At 74.4% G+C, this 5,374-nt stretch carries 3 protein-coding genes and 1 pseudogene; 2 read left to right on the top strand and 2 right to left on the bottom strand.

The annotated features are described in order from the left end of the window. Positions 1-1,272, bottom strand: a 1,272-nt coding sequence (pdxR, locus tag HII36_RS53020) for a MocR-like pyridoxine biosynthesis transcription factor PdxR (protein WP_173531002.1), incomplete at its 3' end; no start/stop codon positions are given. A 47-nt stretch (positions 1,273-1,319) separates the two neighbouring features. On the opposite strand from pdxR, the gene HII36_RS53015 reads away from it, so the two are divergent. Beyond that, on the top strand, positions 1,320-2,645 hold the full coding sequence (locus HII36_RS53015) for an FAD-binding oxidoreductase (RefSeq protein ID WP_173531001.1): 1,326 nt from the start codon (positions 1,320-1,322) through the stop codon (positions 2,643-2,645). A gap of 81 nt (positions 2,646-2,726) precedes the next feature. Here HII36_RS53015 and HII36_RS53010 read toward each other — a convergent pair whose 3' ends face one another. Next, a complete protein-coding gene (locus HII36_RS53010) occupies positions 2,727-3,092 on the bottom strand; it encodes a hypothetical protein (RefSeq protein ID WP_173531000.1) in 366 nt (121 codons plus the stop codon). A gap of 169 nt (positions 3,093-3,261) precedes the next feature. On the opposite strand from HII36_RS53010, the pseudogene HII36_RS53005 reads away from it, so the two are divergent. Continuing rightward, positions 3,262-5,374, top strand: a pseudogene (locus HII36_RS53005) (hypothetical protein); the annotation flags it as partial.

Below are 5,374 nucleotides of genomic sequence, written 5' to 3'. Positions count from 1 at the left end.
GTACACGCCCACCCCGCGCCCGGCCGCCCGCGCCACCACCGTGGCCTCGTCCAGCCCGTCGGGCAGCCAGGTCACCAGGTGCAGCCCGGCGGCCACCCCGGCCGGGACCAGCTCGGGCAGCCGCTCGCGCAGCGCCAGCAGCAACGCGTCGCGCCGCCGCCGGTAGACGGGACGCATCCGGCGCAGATGCCGGTCGAACTCGCCCCGCGACAGGAAGTCGGCGAACACGAGCTGATCGAGCACCGGCGACCCGCGGTCCATCGCGATCTTCGCCGCGGCCATGTCGTCCACCAGCCGGCCGGGCAGCACCAGCCAGCCCAGCCGCAGCCCGGGCGCGAGCGTCTTGCTGGCCGAGCCCGCGTAGATCACCTGGTCGGGCGCCAGGCCCTGCATCGCGCCGACCGGCGCCCGGTCGTAGCGGTACTCGGCGTCGTAGTCGTCCTCGACCACCAGCGCCCCGCGCCGCCTGGCCCAGCGCAGCACCGCCGCCCGCGACTCGGCCGGCAGCACCGCCCCGGTCGGCCACTGGTGCGACGGGGTGAGGATCACCGCGTCGGCGTCACTGCGTTCCAGGACGTCCACGCGCAGGCCGCGCTCGTCCACCGGGATCGGCACCACCTCCAGCCCGGCCGGCGCGGCCAGCAGTCGCGCGTCGTCGTCGGACGACGGGTCCTCCACCGCCAGCCGCTTGGCCCCCGACCTGCTCAGGACGTCCACCACCAGCGCGATCCCCTGCGCGTACCCGTTGCAGATCAGCACGTTGTCCGGCTCGGCCAGGGTGCCCCTGACCCGGTTGAGATAGTCCGACAGCGCCAGGCGCAACTCGGGCACGCCCTGCCCCGAGGGGTAGCCGAGCCGTTCGTCGGCGGTCTCGGTGATGACCCGGCGGAACGAGCGTAACCACGCGGACCTAGGGAAACTGGACACGTCGGAGCGGCCGTACCCGAAGTCGACCCTCATCGCGGGCGCCTGCGGCCGCCTGACCGGCGCCGGCCCGCGCCCGGCGCCCGCGGCCACCCGGGTGAAGCCGCCCGCCCGGCTGCTCAGATAGCCCTCCGCGAGCAGCTGCTGGTACGCCTCCACCACCACCCCGCGCGACACGCCCAGATCGGCGGCCAGCGCGCGGGACGGCGGCAGCGCCGTGCCCAGGCGCAGCCGCCCCGAGCGGATGCCCTCGCGGATCGCCGCCTCGATCTGCCGATGCAGCGGCACGCCCGAGTCCCGGCACACCGCGATCGGCAACTCCTGAAAATTGGTACTCGAATCAGCCATCGTTCCGGACCTTCTCGCGGATACCGATCCCGGGTGAAGCTCTTCCCATGATGAACCTTCTGGACGGACGGCTCCTCCTCCCCGGCGACCCGGACTACGACGAGGCCCGCAAGGTGTGGAACGCGAGCGTGGACCGGCGGCCCCGGATGATCGTGCAGTGCGCGAGCGCGGCCGACGTGGCCACCGCCATCCGCGCCGCCCGCGAGAACGACCTGGAGATCGGCGTGCGCTGCGGCGGCCACGGCGTGCTCGGCCTGGCCGTGCCCGACGACGGCCTGATGATCGACCTGACCCCGATGGGCGGCGTCACCGTCGACCCGGCCGCGCGCCGGGCCCGCGTGCAGGGCGGCGCGCTGCTCGGCGCGCTGGACCGCGCCGCCCAGGTCCACGGCCTGGCCACCACCGCGGGCAACGTCTCGCACACCGGCGTGGGCGGGCTCACGCTGGGCGGCGGCATGGGCTGGCTGGCCCGCCAGTACGGCCTGGCCTGCGACAACGTCGTCTCCTTCGAGATGGTGACCGCCGAAGGCGCGCTCGTCAGGGCGAGCGAGAAGGAGAACCAGGAGCTGTACTGGGGGCTGCGCGGCGGCGGCGGCAACTTCGGCGTCGTCACCGACTTCGAGTTCCGCCTGCACCCGGTCGGCACCCGCGCGCTCGTCGTCGAACGCACCTACCCGGCCGCGGACGCCCTGCCGGTGCTCACCGGCTGGCGCGAACTGAACGCCGAGGCGCCCAGGCAGGCCACCTTCACCGCCGCCGTCACCTCCGGACCGTCCGGCCCGGAGGCCACCATCGGCTTCGTCTGGGTCGGCGGCGACCTGGCGGCCGCGCACCGCCTGGCCCGCCGGTTGGGCGAGCTCGGCCATCCGGTGCGCGAGCGCGTCCAGGAGATGTCGTACGTCGACCTGCAGCGCATGGACGACTCGGCCGAGGGCCACGCCTACCGCCGCTACTTCAAGGGCCACCTGCTCGGCACGTTCCCCGACGAGGCGGCCGCGGCCTTCCTGACCCGGGGCGGCGACGACGAGCTGACGCCGAGCGTCGGACTCCAGGCCTACGGCGGCGCCATCGGCGACGTCCCCGACGACGCGACCGCCTACAGTCAGCGCGGCACCCTGTTCGAGTTCGTCGCCGGGGCCCGCTGGAGCGACCCCGCCGAGGACGCCGGCCGCCTCGCCGCGGCCCGGCGCGCGGCCGCCCGGTTGGAGCCCTACGCCGGGGGGTCGTACGTCAACATGCTGTCCGACGAGGGGGCCGAGGGCGTCGGGCGGGCCTACCCGGCGGCCAAGCTGGCCAGGCTGACGGCGCTCAAGGACGCCTACGACCCGGCGAACGTCTTCCACCTCAACGCCAACATCAGGCCGAGCCGGTGACCTGGCTGCCGGCTGCCCGGAGAAATTGGAGTCCCATGTCGGGAGGGGTTTGACTGGGTGTGAGGAGGTGTGGTCGGGTCGTTACTTGTGTTTCTGATGGGATGATTTCGACCACTCCGGGGGAGAACGCGCAATGCCGCACGCTTTCGTGCGTGTGCCGGTCTGGACGTCCACGGGTTTGGGGCGTGTGCCGGCCTGGACGTTCACGGCTTTGGGGCGTGTGCCGGCTTGGACGTCCATGTCTTTGGGGCGTGTGCTGGCCTTGACGTCCATGGCCACCGCCGTCCTGACCGCGCCCACCACGACGCCGGCCGCCGCGGCGACCACGACGCCGGCCGCCGCGGCGACCACGACGCCGGCCGCCGCGGCGACCACGACGCCGGCCGCCGCGGCGACCACGACGCCGACCACTACGGCGACCACGACGCCGGCTGTTGCGGCGACCACGACCCGTGCCCCTGCGGGGGTGGTCCGGCCGGTTCCTCCCGTGGCGGAGCCCGCGCCTGCGGTGGTGCGCGTTCCGACGCGCCCATCACTCGCCCTCCGCCCACCGACCGGACACCAGACGCCTGCAGCGACGACGGCGGCCGGTCCGCAGACGCCTGAGGTGCCAGCGATGGCCGGGCACCAGACACCTGAAGCGACGACGGCGGGCGGGCTGCGGGCGCCTGGTGTGATGACGGCGGGCGGGCATCAGACGGCTGGAGCGACGACGACGGCGGGTGGGCCGCAGGCGCCGGAGGTGACGACGGCGGCCGGGCCCGCGCTCGTCGACGGCATCACCCGCGAGGCCGCCGACCGGCAGGAGAAGCAGGGCCTCGGCAGGCAGGCGCCCGACGCCGCCGCGCTGCTCCCCGACACCGCTCGGGCCCTGCCGCTGACACTCACCCGCCCGGCCACGGCGATCGTCGAAGGCTTCGGGAAACTCGGACTCGGGCCGGCGCGGGCGGGCACGTCGCCGCTGACGTACCGGCTGTGCGTGGAGAGCGCGGACACGGCGGTGGCCTGCTCGGCGCCGCGCCCGCTCGCCACCCCCGCCGCCACGGACCTCACCGGCGACGGCCTCCCCGACCTGGCCGCCACCCTCCTGCCTACCGCCGGCACGACTCCCGGCGCGAACGTCAAGAGCGGGGCGGGCGGCGCGACGGTCGGGCTCACGTTCGCGGTGCGGCGGCTCACCCGGGCGAGCGTCAAGGCCCAGGTCTGGGCCGAGTACGACGGCAAGGTGTCGGTCGGCTTCGACGGGCTGCGGCGCGGGACGTCGCTGTCCGCGCTGGACCGGGGCACGTTCACGGTCGACCTGGCGGGACGGCGGGTCAAGGCCGAGATCGAGCGCAGGGAGCCTGGCGCGTCCGCGGCCGTCGTCGCCGGACTCACCGGACGCACGCTGGTGAGCCTGCGCCAGACCCCCGCCACCGCCCGCCTCACCGTCGACGCCGGCCTCGACCCGCCCAGCCTGGACGTGTCCGGCTCCGCCCCCGCCACCCTCGACGCGCTCGTGGTGACGGAAAACCGGTTCACCCAGGCGGTGCTGGACCGGCTGCCCGCCGGACGCGCGCACGTGGAACTCGGCCGCGGCACGATCCGCTTCACCGCGCCCGCGCCGATGCGCCGGGCCGAGCTGCACCACCACGTCTACCGTGACGGGCGGCTGTCCAGGCTGGCCGGCGTCACGCTGCGCGGGGTCCCGCCGTCCTTCACCGCCGCCTACGCCACCGCGCATCGCAAGCAGACCCTCACCATCGATTCCCGTCACCGGGGAGACACGGACGCCGAGATCCGCTACTTCGACCGGGACGCCGCCAAGACCGTGCTGCGTGCCCAGCTCAGCGGGCTGCCCCGCGCGGTCCGCCTGGTCAACGACCTGGCCGGGCACCGAGTCACGCACACGACCAGCTCGCCCATCGGCAGGTTCGCGGTGGTGATGCAGCGCAACGAGGGCGCGATCGCCACCCCGCGCGGCGGCCACGTCACCATGATCAAGAACGGCGCCGCGGTGGGGGTCTCCGGGTTGCTGTCCGGGTTGTCGGGGTTCGACGTCACGTACGGCCGCACCCCACACGTCCACCTGGAAGCCGGTTCCCGCAGCAGACCGTCCACGGGGTCGTCCGCCGGGCCGCTCGCTGGGCCGTCTACAGGATCGTCCGAGGGGTCGCCCATGGGGTCGCCCACGGGGTCGTCGGTCGGGTCATCCGCCGGCCCGTCCACGGCCTCGTCTCTAGGGCCGTCCATGGGGCCTTTCGTCGGGGCGGCCGTCATCGACGGCAGGCACCTGGCCAGGCTGGAGATCTCCAACACCCCCGCCACCGTCGACGTCACCCTCGACCCCGCCGCCAGAAAGGCCGTCTACCGGGCCGACGGGGCGATCGACCGGCTGCGGGCCGCGTACGCGAACCTCGACACGGGACCGACCGTTGACGGCACGGTACTGGGGGTGCGCGGGGAGGTGCGGACCTCTTGGGAGATGGGGGAGCGGTCGCGCGTCGAGATCGGCACCTCCAGCACCCTCCGCCGACTCCACCTCCACGCCACCACCTCCCCACCGACCGCCACTTCCCGAACCACCGAAGCCTCGACCACCGCGACACCTCCCAGAGCCGTGACACCTCTCGAAGCCGCCACACCTCCCGAAGCCGCGACCCCGAAGGTCGTGGCCTCCGGGGCTGCGGCCCGCGAAACTGTGGCGCGTGCCGTCGCGGCCGCTGGTGGTACGGCGTCTCGTACTGTGG

It is taken from the genome of Nonomuraea antri, from assembly GCF_013283785.1.
Taxonomy (GTDB): Bacteria; Actinomycetota; Actinomycetes; order Streptosporangiales; family Streptosporangiaceae; genus Nonomuraea; species Nonomuraea antri.
This window is presented reverse-complemented; position numbering and strand designations above follow the sequence as displayed.

Coding starts and splice junctions, on each gene's coding strand:
- HII36_RS53015 (WP_173531001.1), top strand. CDS start 1,320: ATGATGAACCTTCTGGACGGACGGCTCCTCCTCCCCGGCGACCCGGAC.